This window comes from Bacillus sp. AR4-2, assembly GCF_008274865.1.
Lineage (GTDB): Bacteria > Bacillota > Bacilli > Bacillales > Bacillaceae_G > Bacillus_A > Bacillus_A cereus.
In genome coordinates this window covers 907518-925369 of the sequence record NZ_CP031062.1, presented here as the reverse complement: position 1 = coordinate 925369, position 17852 = coordinate 907518, and the positions used below count along the sequence as shown (strand labels likewise).

The following is a 17852-nucleotide window of genomic DNA, read 5'->3' as shown; positions in this document are numbered from 1 at the left end:
GAATTGTAGATGAATGATAACGAAAAACAACTTGATTTACGTATTAGACGTACACATAAATTACTGTGGGATTCCTTATTTGAATTAATGACGCAATCAAAACAGAAATATAGTACGATTACGATTAACCAAATATGTGACCGCGCTATGGTACACCGAACAACCTTTTATAAACACTTTGAAGATAAAGATGCTTTATTAACATTTGGATTTAAACGATACGGCAAGATGATTGCTGAAATACCGGTTTCAGATCGATTAAGTAAACCATTTCAAGTAATGGAACAATTCCTACATCATGAAGAACTCGGTAAAATATTAGAAACGCAAATGTCTGATGAACAATTTATTACCCGTACACATTATTTAAGTCACGAAACAAGAAAACAAGAAATAGAAGCATTAAATCAACTTTGCAAAAACCATACGATACCAAATGATTTAATCATTGAGTTTTATTCAGGGGCAATCACCTCATTAAGCACATGGTGGTTTAAAAATAAAAAAAGCGTTTCTGCTGCTGAAATGGATAGGTACCTCCACCAACTCATTAATCGGGATATTTTTCAGTTTGAAGAGGAATAAGACTACATCTTTTCAATCATGCAATAAAGTGAAACTTTAATCAGTGGGGGGGTTTGTTCATCCCCCACTGATTATCAGCCCTCACCAATCGGACTTTTACGGACAGTTGATCCCCCACCTAACTTCTTGGCTTCCACTGAATTTTGAGGTGGGGGGTCTTACTGCCCGTTAAAGCGGGATCAAATTGACCACAAAATAGGAATATGATATATTTTCCGTAGAATACTATATAAGTGTAACAGCGAATAAATTGGCATATAATAAAAAGAAGAGATGCGCTAACATCTCTTCCTTAACTGCTACCGTATAGGGTGGTGGTTATTATACGTTATTATTTTTTACGAAACCCACCCTTTTGCTTCCTACGGCGCGGAGTGGTTTTTTTGTTGTCCTTACCCAGAAGTTGCTTCCGCAAAAAATACGCTGAAACTTCGCGCACAGTCGCTTTGACAAACTCTTTTACAAGGTCAAACAAAACTCCATATTATCACCTCCTTTCCTTCCGAATAGAAAGAAGGGATAACCATCCACCCTCACAATATGCAGTTGATTTTATTTTATCAAATGATTGTAAAGATATTATGTAAACAAAACAAATGAAATTTTACATAGAAAAAATCCCCTCCAAACTGGGCTTTTTTTTATACATACTATTACTTCCCAATTGTTCTGAAAAAACCGTCGATAAATTTAAGTTACAAATATTCAGAATTAATATTAAAATTGAAAATGGGGATAGGGGTATGGGCTTATAAAATTTATACATAACGAGGGAATAGAAATGAAACTACAATTAAAAGCGGATTTAATGTTACTACTAGTTACATTTTTTTGGGGTGCATCCATCCTACTTACAAAGCTTGGACTTGATGGCATAGAAGAATATAATTTAATTGCATTACGATTTATTATCGCTTTTCTTTTATCAGGTTTAATATTTTACAAACATTTATTCAAAGTTGATTTTAAAACTGTAAAATATGCATTTATACTTGCTTCTGTCTTATTTATCGTTTATATTTTCGCGACTTTCGGTACAAAGTATACGAGTGTTTCTAATGCTGGTTTCTTACTATGTCTCACAGTCATTTTCATTCCAATATTATCAGCTATATTTTTAAAACACATTCCGGAAAAGAAAGTTATAGTAGGAATCATTTTAACGATAATAGGAATCGGCTTATTAACATTAACGAGCGAATTCAAAATCGGTAACGGCGATATATTTTGCATACTGTCTGCCCTATTTTATGCGATCCACGTCATCATTACTGGAAGCGTAACGAAACATGTGAATTCCATTGCACTTGGAGTAGTGCAACTAGGTTTCGTCGGTCTATTTAGTCTTATTTTTTCATTCATGATAGAAACGCCAAAGCTTCCTAGCACAATCAACTCATGGCTCATCATATTAGCTTTAAGCATATTTTGCACCGCAGTCGCATTCATCGTGCAAGTAATTGCCCAGCAATACACTACACCTACCCATACAGGTCTTATTTTTTCATTAGAACCTGTCTTTTCCGCAGGCTTTGCTTTCGTCTTCACAGGTGAAACGCTAACAGGAAAAGGATACTTAGGGGCTACGCTTATATTGCTGAGTGTGCTAATTGCTGAGTTAGATTTTAAGAGTTTGTTGAGGCCTAATTATAAGAAGAATATAGAATAAACATTTCACTATGATCAATAAACATACCCCAGAAAAATATGAGTTTATATTATTTTCATTCTCTTCACTTAGATTTTCTTTTTAGATGCTATCTTCAAATAAGGTAGCATCTAAAAAATGTTAAAAGGAATTTTCTCCTGGTATCTTCTTATATTCTATGTAGGCATCTTTGACCTTTTCTACGTTCTTGAATTACTTACTGAATATAGTCATACAGATTTTTCGCTAACAATAAACAAGTTACTGTAATGAAAAGAGCACGAACATACCCGCTCCCTTTTTTTATAGCAAATTTGGAGCCAACAATCCCTCCAGCAATTTGAGCAATCCCCATTATAAAACCATATGCATAGTTGACTTGCCCTACATACATAAACATCAACAATGCACCAACATTACTTCCTAAATTAAGAAGCTTCGCATTACCTGCTGCTTTTAAAAAATCATACCCAATAAATAAAAGAGAAAACATTAAAAATGAACCTGTTCCAGGACCTAGAAATCCATCATAAAAACCAATAGCAAAAACAAAGAAAGTAAAAATAATGACGTGTCGACCAGACAATTTCTTATGAGTGGAAATACTACCCCAATCCTTTTTGAATATCGTATAAATAGCGACCGCACCAAGCATAATCAACATCAATGGCTTCAGTACTTCTGGATTCATTAAATGAACGGTCCATGCCCCTATTATGGAACCTATGAAAGTGAGCGGAACTAATTTAAACGCCGATTTCAAATCAAGATTACCAGAACGATAAAACACAATATTACTAGTTGCACTTCCCATTGTCGATGCTAGTTTATTCGTAGCTACTGCACTTGCTGGATTCAGTCCTGTAAATAATAAAGCTGGTAAAGCAATGAGTCCACCACCACCTACAACTGAATCAATAAATGCAGCTAAAAATCCAAAAGCGATCAAAATCATTAATACAGATGGGTCTAAATAAAAATCCATACTATTAACCTCCCCTTTAGTCACTATTCGAATAGTAACTAATAATTTGCTAAATGTAAATAGTTATTGTAACGTTGAAATATAAAGTGAAACTTTAATCAATGGGGGGTTTGTTCACCCCCACTAATTATTAGCCTTCACCAATCGGGCTTTTACGGGCAGCCCGACCCCACCTAACTTCTTTGCTTCCGCTGAATTTTGAGGTGGGGGTCTTACTGCCCGTTAAAGCGGGATAAAAGCAAACATCGGAGGACGAAAAAAGTGGACTACATAGTGCAACAGCTTAAAAAAATTGGTTTCAATGAATATGAAGCTAAATCTTATGTATCTCTTGTTAAACAAGGGCCTGTCACAGCCTACCAAGTGAGTAAAGATTCGGGTGTCCCAAGAGCGCGCATTTATGAGATTTTAGGTAACCTTGTAGAAAAAGGAATTGTCATGAAAGAAGAAATAAATGACACCACCCGCTATTCACCTCTACCTGTTGAAATCTTTTTACAGAAAGCGCAAACAGAATGGCAATCTACTTACGAAGGAATAAGTGATTCATTAAAAAAACTAGAAACTTCCGAGGAAAAAACGGATAATCGAGTAATTACTTTAAAAGACAATCAAACAATCATTAGCTACTGTCAGACATTAATAAAAAAAGCAGAACGACGTATTGTCATTTCAATGTGGGATGAGATGTATGAAGCGTTAAAAGAAGATCTATCTGAAGTAGCTGATAAAGTTACAATACAAGGTATCACCCTACATGTTGAAAATCCCATTAAAAATCTAGAAGCCCATCGCATAACACCTTATACAGAAACCTTGTCTACAGAACATTGGTTTATTGTATCGATAGATTCTAAAGAAATGATTTATGGACCATCACTTGAAGAGCGTAATATTGCTTTTTATACAGATGACCCCGTCCATATATACTTATTAGAGGATTATGTATGGCATGATGTGTTAGTAAATCGACTTGTCCGACGTAACCAAGATGATTTGCAGCAGTGGATTACTGCAGAGAGAAAGTCTTTCTTTATGGGGAAATAAGTAGCATATTGAAAGAATCAAAAAATAAAGCATAAGTGAATGAAATAGAACACTTATGCTTTATTTTATTTGCAAAGTGATACTCCAGTCTTTTCACTATTTTCCCTCCACAAACCGTCCAAACTCCTTCGAAAATCTCAGCTTAAAACTACCTACAGGTCCATTCCGATGCTTCGCTACATGAATCTCCGTCATCTCTTTCTGCTTCGTTTCCTTATCGTAATAATCTTCGCGATACATAAGCATAATGACATCCGCATCTTGCTCAATTTGTCCTGTTTCTCTTAAATCAGATAAAAGCGGACGCTTATCTTGCCGTGACTCTACAGAACGAGATAACTGTGACAGTGCTACTACACAAACATTTAATTCACGCGCTAATAACTTAAGCTTACGAGAAATCTCACTAATCTCTTGAAATCGATTGCCCTTATGCTTCGGATCGCCCGTAATAAGCTGCAAGTAATCTACAATAATTAAAATCTTTTTATCACCGTGCTTCCTCTTTAACTTACGAGTTTGCATCCAAATATCTTGCACCATAACACCTGCATTGTCGTAAATCTCAAATGGCAACTCACCAATCTCCGCAAACGCCTTACTTACCTTCTCCCAATCTTCCATCGCAAAACGATGCTTCGGATTTTTCAGCCTGCCTCCTGACACTTCACCTACACAAGAAGCCATCCTTTTTAACAATTGCTTACTACTCATCTCTAACGAAAACAATCCAACCGCCGCTCCAGACTTCGCCGCATGCAGTCCAACATTAAGCGCAAACGCAGTCTTCCCCATAGAAGGACGCGCACCAAGAACGACAAAATCACCTTCCTGCAATCCGCACGTCATTTTATTTAACGATGTATAACCAGTCTCAATACCAGTAATCTCCTTCACATCTTGATGAAGCTCCTCATACAAATCAACTAACGCATCCTTCAAATCAAACTCACATACAGAGTCTTTCTCCTCTAACTCACAAAGTGCCGTAATCGTCTCACCGATAACTTTCTCACTCTTCTCCGCAATAAGACGCTCTCCCATCTTGTGCCCGAGAACACCAGCCTGATACATTTTCCACGCACCTCGAACAAGCCCCTCATAATAAGAAAAATTGCTAGTAGTAGGCACACCATCCATTAACCCTATAAAATACTCCATTCCCCCGATCCCCTCTAAAAACTTCGGATCTACCCGAGAAATGAACGTCACAAGATCAATCGGTTGCCCCTCTCCTTCCATTTTTCGCATTAACTGAAATATAGACTTATGTACTGGTATAGAAAAATACTGCTCCGTCAAACGGCACTCCTTAATAAGCTCTCCATCAATTAATAGAGAACCTAACACCGTCTTCTCCGCCTCCACATTTTGAATACTCATGGCCGCCACCCGCGCTCCGCTAAAAAGCGCTGCAACTCTTCCTCAGACGGCGCATTCTTCTCCCACTCCTCACACCTCGCCAAAAACTCCTCCGTCTCCCCCGTACTAACAGACGACTCCTTCTTCCGAAACTTAGCCGTATCCGCCTCAACCTCACATACTTTCGTAAACCCTTTCCCGTGCCACCCACGCAAAATCCCCTTCACATAAGCAATCGTCCGCTTATTATTCTCAAACGCAATTTGAAGAGCCTTCAGCACAAGCTCCTCCGACAAATCATCCATCCATGCACTCAGTTCCTCCACCGCAAAAGGAGACAAACTACCGAAATGTTGCTCATAAAAAGAAAACACACGACTCCCCGTTTCTTCCTCTATAACCTCTTCTTCTGCCTCTGTCTCCTCACAAACTGGCTCAACATCATCCACAGCCAAATCACTCGGCATACCGAAATGCGCTAAAAGCATCGGAACATTCAGCTCCTCCTCTACGCACTTCTGAAGAAACATATGTACAAACTCCTTATTCTTCACACCCTTCAGCTCACGAAGCACACACTTCTCCACATTCGTATTCGTCACAGGATTATAACGAAGCCAATTCAAAACGAATAACTCCCGCGTATCCGCATCATAAAGAATCTTCCCATAATCAATAAAGCGCTGCACAAGCTTATCAACAGTCTCCCGATTATAACCCGTCTCCATCTCAGCTAACCGCTTCGGAAAAGGAAAAATCCCACACTGCGTCGTCTTCGAACAAGTCAACAAATACACATAAAAATACCGCTCCTCCGGCGTCAAATCCGAAACAAAATCATCCTGCCAAAAATTCACCTGCACAGTACGATACACCGCCATCCTAATTCCTCCCGTCCTAATTCAAAAATGAAAATTCCCTCTTTGTACTATATATAGGAAGGAGGGCTGGGTTTTTGGCGTGTTATTTCAAAATTTTTTTCGACTCCTACTACGGTGTTTGTTGGTGTTTTTGTTTTGTTGTGCTTTTTCTTAGTGATTTATTACTTGGTAGGGGCTTGTAAGGGGCTTAGGAGGGGCTAGTTATCGGTTACTTCGATTAGGAAGACTCGATCTGAGAAACCGCCTCGTTCTTCTGCTTTCTTTTTACGGATGTTGTTGATTTCTTCTAGTGTTGAGCCTTCGTGTTCGGCTAAGGCGTTTATTAGTTCTAGTAGGTCGGATAGTTCTTCGAGTTTATGTTCTTTTGTTGTTGCTTCTAGATATTCGGTTAGTTCTTCTTCTGGTTTTTTGCAGAGTTCTTTTATGTATTCTTCTTCGGGTAGGATTCTTGTTGTAGGTGTTTTTCCGTTGGTTTTTATTATTTGCGGGATTTTGTTTCGGATTAGTTTGTTGTAGGTTGGCATGGGATTTTCCCTCCGTTTGGTTTTTCTTCTATTATAATGGAAAAGCAGTTTAACTAGTTGTTAAACTGCTGGATTGCTTCTTTTATATAGTTTTCTTCTTTGGTTGTGAAGAGAGCCGGGAATTCGGATAGTGGAAGGTCTGATTTTTGGATTATATCCCCTATATCACTTTGAGGTATATCAAGATAGTTCGTTACTCCTTCTATTAAATTGAAAAATCCCTTCAAAGTAACTTGAACGTCATGATGACTCGGATCCTTCTCTTCTTCCTTATACTTTTTCAACTTCCCTATCACATCCATAAAACGCCGATCACACTTTTCTTTTAATTCCTTATTATTATAAAACGCTTGAATACTCTCCGTTGAAAAGTGTTCCTCTAACCATTCTTTATTTTCTTTCTCCCATATGAAGGTTTGCAAAAACGAAGAAAACAAAGCGACATCCACTCGTTCTTCCTTTTGAAACTTCTTCGTCATCTCATCCATATGCGAAAGCACCTTCGCAATTCTTTCTTGCTCTGCCAGAAGCACTTCTCTTTGAAAATGCATCTGTCTTAAAAAGACTTCTGTCTCTATATCACGCTGCAATATAATATTTTGAATTTCTCCAAGCGAAAAACCAAGATGCTTAAACGATTGAATTTGTTGCAGCACATACAAATCATCTTTCGTATATAACCGATGCCCGCCCTCAGTATAATCGCTTGGCTTTAATAAATTAATCTTGTCATAATAACGAAGCGTCCGCACCGTAACATCTCCAACACTTGCAAACTCACTAATCATCCACGCCATATCATCACCTACTCCACTAACTTCTCTTTCACATACTGAAGCAAATGAGAAGAACTCATCTCATTCTGCCGACAATATTGAAATAAACCTATAACAAGCAATAAAAAAGGAATATTCCTTCTATAACGATTTTCATACTCACTAATACCATTATAAAAGTACTCATACATTCTTTTTCGTAAAACAATATAAATTGCAATAAACAACACTGCAACCATAACAAAAAATTGCTTTTCCTTTATCTCCACTTCTTTTTTCATCACCTATTCTCCTTCCACTACATACTTATCTTCTTTAAATAACGGAATTCGAATGAAATAATAATATGGTTCATCGCGTATTACTTTCCACGCAACAATGAGCACTTGAATTACCTCAAAGATAAATACAATCCAAAACAAAACATCACTAATACGCGAACTAATATTAAATAAAAGAAAAATTAACAAGTGAAAGTTGAACGCCTTTCGGTAATGATATTTGTACACTTCATTTTTACGTGCCAGTGTGATGTACATGAGTATTGGTGAAAAGATTCCAATTGCGGCTGAAAGTAGTAGCATAATGATGGTGTTTCTTTTTTCTTTTGTGGTGGTTTTCATGAGTGGTTTGGTCCCCCCTTTTTTATTTTGTCTTCTTTAGATTAGGGGGTGACGTTGGGGGAGGTTCAAGGGGAATGTATATAGAAAATTGATATCATCAATACAGGTAAAATAAGATCTTTACCTTGACAGGGTGGAGGTCATCATTTAAAATTTCACATCCATGTTATTTACAAATAGAAAGAAGAGCATATATCTCATATGCTCTTCTTCCCATAGCTAATAATACAATTTATCCGACTAATATTTATCTAATCTATTTCACAATTACATTTATCATTTTTAAAAATTTCTCCACTTCACCTAAAACTCTCATCGTTCCAGGAATATCAATCCTCCCTTTTCCATCTCCCACTCTATAATCCCTCACCACAGCAACCGTCATATATCGTCCATTACCAAATCTAGGTTTCTCTACATTGAAAGAATAATTATGACTTCGTTCGATTAGCGCTTTACTCCACTTATCCCTAAGTTCTTTTCTTCTATCCTTATCGGCAACATGTATTTTAAAACATAAACGTCCTTCTTCTAACTGCAAATACTGCTTACAATTATTACCTTCTTTTTCATTCCACCATAAGGCATAGAACCCACCATTCGGATTAGCTACATACCCATATTGACCTTTGATCCCACGTTGCTTTAGCTCCTCATAAAATCCTTCCCAAGCTTCATCTTTCCACTCGCTTAGCGGAAGTGTCTTATATGAATTATATTTTTGATCTATTTCTCTTAAATAAAAATAGTAATCTAAAAATATTTGATCTTGAACTCCTCTATCTATATTTTCTTGTAAAAATTCAAGCATTTGTTTTCTTGTAAACAACATATACTTCGCATCAATAACTGCTGAATAATCACTTTGATTACCTATTTTATAATAGATAGGCAACAGGTCATGTTTTTCATATTTTTTAAATTTCATTACATCTTCATAATAGCGTTTCAATTGATTAGAATGTTCTTTTGTATACGTTTTATCTTCAATTAAAATAGCCTGATTACCGTTAATTTCAATAAGTATATCTAAACCTTTAAATTGTTTCGTAATCTTAATTTCTTTAATAGCGGCTGGGAAGTTCTTTTTATGTAATTCATATATTTTTCTAATAAAATCTATACCAGCTGCATGTAAGCATTCATCGGTTTCTTTATAGATTGGGTTCGCCCACTCTGCTAGCCAACAAATAAAAGCATCTTGCGACAACTCACTTGTTCCATATGAAAATAAATTCGGTCTCTTATCCATTATTTAATCCCCTTTGTATCTAAACTCTATTCCCTAACATTTAACACTTCTAAAACTCCCCTAAACAACACCGAACCTCTCCCAACAACCAACTCCAAAGGAACCTTCTTAACTAACCCATCTCTCCCAACCATAACAACCCCATTCTCATAATCAACCCAAATCTGAACATCCTGCACATAATAACTCTTAATAGAAGAAGCCTCATCTAAGTTGTTATGATCCAGCTCAACCTTAACTTGTTTCGTAAAGCGACGCAGCGTTTTCCAAAGAATTCGTTCTTCTTTTGATTTCATGAAGAGTTCTGGAAGTTCTTGTACTTCTTTTAATAATGACATAGTTGTTATTGTGTATGTTTGAATGCCATATCCTACTGGGCGGATGAGGTGGTCTAGTTTTTTCCATGGCTCTAGTTCGAAATTTACATACTCATCGGTTTGTTGCATTTGAATGTGTTTGATTTTGGCTACGTATTGAATTCCACCTTTTTCTCCGTGCCATTTTTTCGGTGTATATAATGCTATGTACTTTGCTTCTTGCCATCCTGATTTTAGCTGTTTGATTGGTAATTGATATACGCCATTCTTTCTATACGTTTCATAGCCACCTTCAGTTTTTACACTGCCTACTAATACTTTTTCTTCTAGTGAAGAGTGCCATTCTTCTTTTGTCCCTCTTGGAAGGATGCCTTCTTTTATAATTTCTTCCGGACTTTTTTCAATGAGATGATCTAGAAATTGTTCGACTAGTCTTGTTGCGTTAGGTAAGAATGGAAAGCCACCAATATTTACTTTTTCGATACTTTTATAAAATGGATGGTTCTCGTATGCCTCCTCTTGGTTCCACGGGAATAGTACGTACGCTCCGTAAGCTGTTCGTTCAAATGGTCCTTCTTGTTCTACTACTAGTGCGTCTCTGTAACGATGCATTGTATTAATGTCTTCTTCCATTGGACCAGGAGTGCCATACTTCCTTTTGTAATGAGCTTTTTCAGCAAAATCAATTCGATATTTCGCATCAAAAATGTATTGATATTGATAGTTCTTTCCCTTTTTCTCAATAGCGAGCATCGTATCTGGTTTTTGTGTAACTGTTGGTAGTCTACCGTTTCTTTTCTGGAAATAAAGCTCTATTACTTCATCAGTGACTGGATGCTTGAACGTTCTTTTTGCAGTTTTACTTTCATCAAGCGTTACGTATAAACCATCTTGTTTAACTTGAATAACATCTTGATGGAGCGGTATATATTTTTTAGATAGAATTTGTCCAAGTTTTAAATACGTCCAGTATTCGTATAACCTTGCGACATCTTTAACCGACATTTTGAAAATTTGTCCTCGTAACGTTAAACCTCGCGATAGCATTAAAAAAATTTGATACGCATCTCTATAGCCTGCAGCCATTTGGATAACGAGTGAGAAAACGGAGCGATCTAATTTTCCTACTCCTCTCCAAAATGGATCGTTCAATTCATTTTTCATTCGATACTTCATATTTTTTACACGTTCCAGCAAATCTTCATCAGTTACACCACGTGTATATCTAGAATTTGGCTCTAACGCCTTAAGTAAATCATCTATTTTATGTACAACTCTTTGAATCATCCATTTAACAAATCGATTTTCCAGCGTATCATATGAAACTTCCTTATAAGCTGTAATGCCTTTAGTCGGTATATTATTTTCTCCTTGCAGCAAGTGTGGTCGCTTTCGCAAATAATTCATTCCGACAGAATCCAATTTACGAATTTTTTCTCCTCGTACAAGTTGATGTCTAGTCATAAGCGTATGATGTGGTTGTCTTTTAATATGAGAGATCGACTTCATAAACCGCTCAAAGGAATCATTTAAAATACGATAAAATTCACTCTTCGATGGATTTGTAGCATAAATTGCAGATGCTCCTAAATAAGTTCTCTTTAATAAATGAAATGCTAAATTATAAATTTCATCATTTACTTCATCTAATAAGGCTCTGTAATCATCCTTATAATCAAGTTTTGCCGGGAAAACTTCAAATGTAACAGTTAATAAAGTATCTTGATCATTTTTAATTTCAAACGTTGTATTTCCTACTTCATTTGGAAACGAAAGATTCCCCATTAACACATGAAGTGAACCCATTTGAATAGAGCTAACTTGTCTTCGAAAACCCGGATGTTCATGATAAAAGGAAAGCTGCTTGTTATTTTTCGGAACAACAACAAGCTGATAACTTCTATTTTCAAAAAAGATTGGTGGATGTTCGTTCCATTCATCCAGTCTCTTCAATCTCGCATCAAATATAGAAACGGATTCCACCTTCCCATCCACATGAAAATACATCATTTCATCTGCGTTCATAGCGTGATATTCTTTTAAACTCTCGTATTTTTCATGATAAGGATTTCCCTTAATCGTCAATGATAGCTCCTCTGTTTCAATCTTAACTAGCTCTATCTCATTATTAGATCCAGAAAGAGGTGAAGCCATCATACTCGAACCTCCTTAACATATGAGACAGCTTGTTAGCTGAACGAGGATATTTAGCATATGAAGCATCATTATTGCCGCTATCATATTCTTCATTTGCACATAATACATACAATTGCTTTAATACCTCTTCTGTTCTTCCATCGCTCCCTGCAAGACGCGGTAAAATCTTTTGATATATTTGATAATCAAGCGCTTCTTCAAACGATAATAGCTTTCCTTGTTCGTTGTATGCCATATAGAAACAAATTTCATCTCGTATACGATATCCAACTTGAGCTCCAACTGATTCAAGTGTTTTATTTATTTCTATTAAAATGTTCGATATATTTCTCACAAGATCTTCGTTTTCTTTAAAACATTCTTTTAGATGAAGATACTCAGTTTCTAAAGAGCGATTTGAAGCAATTTCAGCTTCCTTCTCTTCTACATCCATTAAGAAATTAAAATAATCTAAGTTAACGGTATTAAATTCAATTGTATTCGCACGATCCAATACTTTCTTACTTAACGGATATGTCGTTTCGTCCATGTTTACCGTTCCGATAATATATACATTTGATGGGATCGTAATGCGCTTATTCGTAATTGATTCTGGAAGTACTAGTGACGTAACAATTTTTCCATCTTTCCATTTACGGCTCTCAATTACACTTAAAAAATCACTAAAATAGTATTCCACTCGAGCTAAATTCATCTCATCCAATACTACAAAATACGGTCTATTTGGGTTTGCATCTGCATTTTCAAGAACTTTAATTAACGGTCTTTCTTGAAACTCCCCTTGGAGGTTCACATACCCAAGCAAATCAGAACTGTCACTCCAATCAGGTCGAACTGGAATAAGCGTAAATTGTCCATTCTCTTCCGTTGCTCCTAAACTCTCCGCAAACCACTGAACAATTTTCGTTTTTCCTGTGCCCGAAATACCCGATAAAATCACAAATGGCTTCGTCTTTAATGAAAGGAAGAAATTCATAATATCCTTTTTCTCATAATAGAAACCTTTACTTTGAATATAAGAAGACACATGATCAATAATTGATTGCTGATCTAAATGAACTTCTTTCCTCCCATAAATCACTTCATATTTTATTCCTTCCTCTTTATAAGCAATAAATCCCTCATAATAGCGAAGCATTTCTTCTAGATCCTCTACTAACTCTTTTTCACTTGGCATTTTATTAGCATCATACGCAATATAAGCCGCTGTCGAATTCGCATATCCCTTCGCTTTTAGGCTTGTCCCTAGGAAAATCTCATCATCTTTTTTCACCTTCTGAGACATATGTATTTGCTCTCGAATCTCTTCTTTAATTTTTTGCATATCTTCTTTAGCCGTTTCCGTTACACCTTGCGCCAACGTTAAATATAATCGCTCCATATCTTCACTAAATAAATAAACGATATAATAACCTCTCTGCGTAGATGTTGTAATTTCTTTATTCATAATCGCAAGCCACGGAACAGCAGCCCAATTCCCTTGTCCAATTGAACCTGTAACAACATATTGATTATGATTAATAAATGGTAACCTCGTTATTTCCGTTGTCATTTCATGCCTAACAACCGCTCCCATTTTATGACCTGCAAATCTTTCTGTTCTCGCCTGTAAATACTCATTCATAACCGTTAAAAACTTTTCACGTAAATTACTGTTCATACTACCGCCCTTTTCCCCATCATCTTTTATATATTGTTCAAAAGGAACCCATTCATCATTAATTAGTCCTACTCGTTCAAACCAATCCAGTAAGTTATTCGTACGCTTCCTCGCCACCGATTCAAGCATTAAATTATTCCCTACTGAATTTCGGACAATCGTCATCCCTAAGTCGACTAGAGCTTTTTTCTTTTCATCCTTTGAATACTTCTCTAATAATCCAAGAACAAATAAAGCATGCCGGAAGTATTCCTGCTTTAAAACTAACTGGGCAATGTAGATATTTTTATCTTCTGATTGAACATATTCATTTAATAGAAGCTGATTCATTTCATGAGATTCATTCAAAAAGCCCAACAATCTCAAATCTTGGCGCGCATTCGATTTTACTCTATATAAAATCTCATCCGTTTGTTGACGTAACGTACTTGGATTATATGTACCATTCATTATCTCTTCTAAAAAGAGTATGACTTTATCATATTTTTCACTTGGTAGGTTATCAGTTTGGAATTCTTTAAATGCAATAGCTCCTGATTCCATTACATTCACAAATGGCAGCTGTGAAAAGAAGGCCAACAAGAAAGCATTACATTCACCTGCTTGTCCGAAATTCTCACTTTTTACCGTACGCATAGCCATAAACTTTTCCAAAGTGTTTTTAAGAAGTTCAAAGCTCACTTTAAAATAAGACGCTTCTTCTTCATATTGTCCACGTGAAATTTTCATTTCAACGTCTAATCCTTCATCATCCTTATTTATAATTAAATAAGTTTTATCACCATTTATATCTTCAACCTGCTTCATTGATTTAGCCAATTCAATTATGAGTTGCTCTAACATTTTCATCCCCACCGTTACAATAAATTACAATTACTACTATTTTACCAAACTATGTATAAAAGAAAAATCATACAATATGATGTATGATTTTCTACTTTATTATTTAAAATACTTCTGGTAATCCTCTTCATTTTTAAATTCGATTGGCCCAACATCCATTCGAAACTTCCCGTTCTCGTACAATAGTGGCGAAGCTTCTGAGTGATCTTTCGAGTAACTTTCTACGTGTGAAATTTTCATTTCATCTGAATTGGTGAAATCAATATGAGCAATACACACCCAATAAGCATGGTCATTTATTTCTAATAACGGTGCTGTTACAACGCTTCCCATATGATTATCAACAACAGCTTTAGCCCTCATAGAGTAGAAACTACCTATTCCATTTCCAACTGCACTATACGCAGCAAATAAAACATATTTTAATGCTTCTGGTCGATAAATACGAATTGTTTCTTTTCCTGGTTCTTGCGAATCACCGTCCAGCACAATATACGGCGATACTTTAGACGAACCTAGATTTTTATAATAAACCTTTCCTATCTCTCCATTAGTTGTTACGTAAAAACAATATAAGTCTAAATCTTTATTTGTTTCCCACTCTAAAGTAGCTGTTACCATTTTAGATTTTTGTATATTTATAGATTGTTTTTTCTTCAATTCAACCTTCGCTACATTAATAGTTTTTTGTACTGGAGGCGGAGTAGGAGCTATTTTCTTCTCTACAGGAGGAGCAATTTGTTTTTCATCCTCTGCGATTTCTATTCCAAAATTTGTACACAATGCAGCTAATCCACCAAAATAACCAGCTCCAATAGGATTGAACTTCCATCCTCCTCCATGTCGATATAGCTCTCCAACAATAATGGCACTTTCATCTGTAAATGGATGTGTAATAGGAAACTGAATAATTTCTAATCCTGATTGTGCGTTGCTTATTTTCAATTGAATATGGGAAACATCTCGTAGCGCCTGTTTCTTCTCTTCCGCATTATGAATTGTAATCGAAAATACAATCTTTTGTACCTCATCTTTTATATGAGTAAAATCTATCGAAAATCTTTGTTTACTTCCATTTGTTTCATTCTGATTCAATTGAACAGATCGACAACTAGAATAAGGTTGTCCATAGAAAACGAAATCCTCTTCTTTAGTAATTTTCCCATTAAACCCTACTAAAAAAGCTGATGCATCTACATCCATATTCATCGGGGCATCCCAAGTTAAATCTACCAGTAATCCTCTAATCTCCGGATGATTATTAGTGACGTCTATCTTTTGTCCCCTTACTAAAGTATGTATCATCATAATTCCCCCGTCCTATACCTTTAATGTTTTATCATTCAGTCCAATTATACTCCTCTTTAGATTTCCCTTTCTATCTTAAATATGAAACCATAATAACGAATTATCATTATAAAAGGAAAAATCTATATAAAAACTTATTGAATCACCTAATCTCTATTTAAAATTCTAAATAAATATACTAAGAATGATATCAATATTTCATGAGTACAGGTGGCTAAAATTACTTATCAGCTCTAACTCCACCAACCATCCCCCCATACCACCCACTACTCTCCTCCAAAAACCCCCTCGTCTCCCCACTCCCCTTATAAAAACTCTCCCAACCCCGCTCCCTCAAAACCCCATTCCAACTATTACTCTCCACCATCCGCTTAATAACACCATCCCAATAAGCAACCTCTTCCTCCGTCATATCTTTTGGGCCCATAATTCCTTTCCAGTGCTGGAAGATGACGTTGATTCCTTGTTCTTTCCATGTTGGGATTTCGGATAGTCGGTCTAAGCGTTTTGGTGCGGATACGGCTAGTATTTTTATTTTGCCGGCTTTGTATTGTTTTTCGGCTTCGGATAGGGTCATTGTTGCGGCGTTAATTTGTTTGTTCGTTAGGGCGTTTATGATTTTTTCTTTGTTTTCGTAGACGAAGAATTGTAGTTCGGCTGGGTTTATGCCGAAGGCTTTGCTTACTTGTACGAATGATAGGTGATCGTCGTTTCCTAGGCCTGGGGCAACGCCTAGTTTGAAGTTTTTCTTGTTTTGTTTTAGTTGTTCCATGAGTTGTTTTGCGTTTTCTATGTTTGAGTCTTTTGATACGACAACAACTTCCCAATCTGATGCAAGTGTTGCGAGCGGTGTGAAGTCTTTATATGTTAGTTTACTGTGGCCTAGTAGGTTGTTCGTTATGAGTAAGCTTGAGTTAATCGCCAGTACGTGACCGCCTTTTTGTTTCGTATATTTCCATCCGACGTCACCGCTGCCGCCTACTTTGTTTGTGACTTTGATTGGTTTTGTGAAGATTTTTTCTTCTATTAGCGTTTTTTGCATCGCCCGCGCTGTTAAGTCCCAGCCTGCTCCTTGAACGTTCGGCGCAACGATTTCTACTTTGTCGATGTTCACTTTATTCGTATGGGATTTTTCCGAGGAACAACCAGCTATTACTACTGTCATGATCCATATACATAGTAATAATCGTTTTTTCATAGTCCTCGCCCTCTTCGGTATTTTCGTTCTGGTCGTCCGATAATGCCGTATGTGTACTCTACTGTGCATTCGCCGGTCGCTACTAAGTATTCTAAATATCTTCTTGCGGTTGTTCTGGAGGCCCCCATTTGTTCTCCCATTTCTTCTATTGTAATGCCCTCTTCGAATCCTTTTATAATGCCTTTCACTTTTTGCAGTGTTAACGGATCAACACCTGTCGGTAAGTTTTTTATGTCTTGTGTTTGTGAAGTACCGAAGAAGTTATCGATGAGTGCTTGATTTATTTCATTGTTACTATGTAATAGTTGCTTCTTTCTTTTATAATCTTCAATTGTGCGAACAAATTTTTCTAACGTAACCGGTTTTATAAGGTAGTTACTTACGCCGTTTCGAATTGCTTTTTCTAACATATAGTTTTCATTCGCCGCTGTTACCATAATGACATCAACATTTGGAAAGTCAGCATGGATTTGTGGTAATAAATCTGTACCAATTCCATCTGGTAAGTAATTATCTAATAAAAGTAAATCGATTTCTTCCTTTTGTAGTAGTTCTATCGTTTCTTTCGCGTTCAATGATTTTCCGATTACTTTTACATCCTTTATTTTTAATAAAAACTCCTCTTGAATTTGCGCGACGCGGAAATCATCTTCTGCAATTGCAACCTTCAACATATGTCCATCCCC

Annotated in this window: 16 protein-coding genes; 3 read left to right on the top strand and 13 right to left on the bottom strand. The window is 36.4% G+C overall.

Annotated features, from left to right (window positions below; all coding sequences use genetic code 11):
• Nucleotides 1–9: 9 nt before the first annotated feature.
• Nucleotides 10–585: a TetR/AcrR family transcriptional regulator gene (locus DN399_RS04780; RefSeq protein WP_000999318.1), complete on the top strand. Its 576-nt coding sequence runs from the start codon at nt 10–12 to the stop codon at nt 583–585.
• 781 nt (nt 586–1366) lie between these two features.
• The gene (locus DN399_RS04775; RefSeq protein ID WP_043938291.1) at nt 1367–2254 is read left to right on the top strand and encodes a DMT family transporter; all 888 of its coding nucleotides are present in this window, start codon (nt 1367–1369) and stop codon (nt 2252–2254) included.
• Nucleotides 2255–2450: 196 nt separating this feature from the next.
• On the opposite strand, the gene DN399_RS04770 is transcribed toward DN399_RS04775, so the two are convergent.
• Entirely contained in the window at nt 2451–3218 is a 768-nt protein-coding gene (locus DN399_RS04770; protein WP_000348425.1) for a TSUP family transporter, read from the bottom strand.
• A gap of 261 nt (nt 3219–3479) precedes the next feature.
• Between DN399_RS04770 and DN399_RS04765 the strand changes: the two genes are divergently transcribed.
• The gene (locus DN399_RS04765) at nt 3480–4265 is read left to right on the top strand and encodes a TrmB family transcriptional regulator (RefSeq protein WP_025710329.1); all 786 of its coding nucleotides are present in this window, start codon (nt 3480–3482) and stop codon (nt 4263–4265) included.
• A gap of 96 nt (nt 4266–4361) precedes the next feature.
• Here DN399_RS04765 and dnaB read toward each other — a convergent pair whose 3' ends face one another.
• From dnaB to DN399_RS04705, 12 genes are all read right to left on the bottom strand, one after another.
• Complete coding sequence (gene dnaB, locus DN399_RS04760; protein ID WP_149149365.1) at nt 4362–5648, bottom strand: replicative DNA helicase; 1287 nt, start codon at nt 5646–5648, stop codon at nt 4362–4364.
• Complete coding sequence (locus tag DN399_RS04755; RefSeq protein ID WP_149149364.1) at nt 5645–6508, bottom strand: DnaD domain-containing protein; 864 nt, start codon at nt 6506–6508, stop codon at nt 5645–5647. Before DN399_RS04755 ends, dnaB begins: the two co-directional genes overlap by 4 nt.
• A gap of 197 nt (nt 6509–6705) precedes the next feature.
• The gene (locus DN399_RS04750; RefSeq protein ID WP_149149363.1) at nt 6706–7032 is read right to left on the bottom strand and encodes a nucleoside triphosphate pyrophosphohydrolase; all 327 of its coding nucleotides are present in this window, start codon (nt 7030–7032) and stop codon (nt 6706–6708) included.
• Between the two features lie 53 nt (nt 7033–7085).
• On the bottom strand, nt 7086–7829 hold the full coding sequence (locus DN399_RS04745) for a MerR family transcriptional regulator (protein WP_149149362.1): 744 nt from the start codon (nt 7827–7829) through the stop codon (nt 7086–7088).
• 8 nt (nt 7830–7837) lie between these two features.
• Nucleotides 7838–8089 carry a hypothetical protein gene (locus DN399_RS04740; protein WP_149149361.1) on the bottom strand — a complete coding sequence of 84 codons (252 nt, stop codon included), beginning with the start codon at nt 8087–8089 and terminating at the stop codon, nt 7838–7840.
• A gap of 3 nt (nt 8090–8092) precedes the next feature.
• A complete protein-coding gene (locus tag DN399_RS04735; protein ID WP_149149360.1) occupies nt 8093–8431 on the bottom strand; it encodes a magnetosome magnetite crystal formation protein family in 339 nt (112 codons plus the stop codon).
• A gap of 256 nt (nt 8432–8687) precedes the next feature.
• Nucleotides 8688–9683 (bottom strand): PD-(D/E)XK nuclease family protein, encoded by a 996-nt coding sequence (locus tag DN399_RS04730; RefSeq protein WP_149149359.1) that lies wholly within the window; start codon nt 9681–9683, stop codon nt 8688–8690.
• Nucleotides 9684–9709: 26 nt separating this feature from the next.
• Entirely contained in the window at nt 9710–12154 is a 2445-nt protein-coding gene (locus DN399_RS04725; RefSeq protein WP_149150107.1) for a restriction endonuclease-like protein, read from the bottom strand.
• On the bottom strand, nt 12129–14660 hold the full coding sequence (locus tag DN399_RS04720; RefSeq protein ID WP_149149358.1) for an MrcB family domain-containing protein: 2532 nt from the start codon (nt 14658–14660) through the stop codon (nt 12129–12131). The genes DN399_RS04725 and DN399_RS04720 overlap by 26 nt, the downstream gene beginning before the upstream one ends.
• Before the next feature lie 99 nt (nt 14661–14759).
• On the bottom strand, nt 14760–15965 hold the full coding sequence (locus tag DN399_RS04715) for a TerD family protein (protein ID WP_149149357.1): 1206 nt from the start codon (nt 15963–15965) through the stop codon (nt 14760–14762).
• Between the two features lie 223 nt (nt 15966–16188).
• The gene (locus DN399_RS04710) at nt 16189–17166 is read right to left on the bottom strand and encodes a tripartite tricarboxylate transporter substrate binding protein (protein ID WP_149149356.1); all 978 of its coding nucleotides are present in this window, start codon (nt 17164–17166) and stop codon (nt 16189–16191) included.
• On the bottom strand, nt 17163–17840 hold the full coding sequence (locus DN399_RS04705; protein WP_149149355.1) for a response regulator: 678 nt from the start codon (nt 17838–17840) through the stop codon (nt 17163–17165). Before DN399_RS04705 ends, DN399_RS04710 begins: the two co-directional genes overlap by 4 nt.
• Nucleotides 17841–17852 lie beyond the last annotated feature (12 nt).